Here is a 1249-nt window from a genome sequence, read left to right on the forward strand (position 1 = left end):
AAAAAAATAAGAGCGAGTTTCCTCGCCCTTAAGCTTTTTGTTTTAATCTAATTGATTAGTCGATAATCTTAGATACTACTCCAGATGCTACTGTTCTTCCACCTTCACGAATAGCGAATCTTAGTCCTTCGTCCATTGCGATTGGTGTGATTAGTGTTACTGTAAATGTGGAGTTGTCTCCTGGCATTACCATTTCTGTTCCTTCTTTTAATTGGATATCTCCTGTTACGTCTGTTGTTCTGAAGTAGAATTGTGGTCTGTATCCGTTAAAGAATGGTGTATGTCTTCCACCTTCTTCTTTTGTTAGTACATATACTTCTGCTTCGAATTTTGTATGTGGGTGAATTGTTCCTGGTGCTGCTAGAACTTGTCCTCTTTCGATTTCTTCTCTTTGTACGCCTCTTAGTAGTGCTCCGATGTTGTCTCCTGCTTCTGCTTGGTCTAGTTGTTTTCTAAACATTTCTACACCTGTTACTACTACTTGTCTCTTTTCGTCTGTTAGGCCTACGATTTCTACTGTGTCGCCTACTTTTACTACTCCTTGTTCTACTCTTCCTGTTGCTACTGTTCCTCTTCCTGTGATTGAGAAGATGTCTTCGATTGGCATTAGGAATGGGTGTTCTGTGTCTCTTGCTGGTGTTGGAATGTATGCGTCTACTTCTTCCATTAGTTTTGCTACTTTGTCTCCCCATTCTCCGTCTGGATCTTCTAGGGCTTTTAGTGCTGATCCTACTACGATTGGTGTGTTGTCTCCGTCAAAGTCGTATTCACTTAGTAGATCTCTTACTTCCATTTCTACTAATTCGATTAGTTCTGGGTCATCTACTTGGTCTTCTTTGTTTAGGAATACTACAATCTTTGGTACGCCTACTTGACGAGCTAGTAGGATGTGTTCTCTTGTTTGTGGCATTGGTCCATCAGCTGCTGATACTACAAGGATTGCGCCATCCATTTGTGCTGCTCCTGTAATCATGTTCTTTACATAGTCAGCGTGTCCTGGGCAGTCTACGTGAGCGTAGTGTCTGTTTGGTGTTTCGTATTCTACGTGAGATGTTGAAATTGTGATTCCTCTTTCTCTTTCTTCTGGTGCCTTGTCAATGTGTGCGTAGTCTACGAATTCTCCGCCGCCGTATCTCTTGTTCATTACAAGTGTGATTGCTGCTGTTAGTGTTGTCTTACCGTGGTCAACGTGACCGATTGTTCCAATGTTTACGTGTGGTTTATTTCTTTCAAATTTTGCTTTAGCCAT

Annotated in this window: 1 protein-coding gene; it reads right to left on the reverse strand. The window is 41.4% G+C overall.

What is annotated here, in order from left to right; all coding sequences use genetic code 11:
- Positions 1-55: 55 nt before the first annotated feature.
- Positions 56-1249 carry an elongation factor Tu gene (gene tuf / locus HMPREF2801_RS00055; RefSeq protein ID WP_070609833.1) on the reverse strand — a complete coding sequence of 398 codons (1194 nt, stop codon included), beginning with the start codon at positions 1247-1249 and terminating at the stop codon, positions 56-58.

The sequence above is a fragment of the Peptoniphilus sp. HMSC062D09 genome (genome assembly GCF_001811425.1).
Lineage (GTDB): Bacteria > Bacillota > Clostridia > Tissierellales > Peptoniphilaceae > Peptoniphilus_A.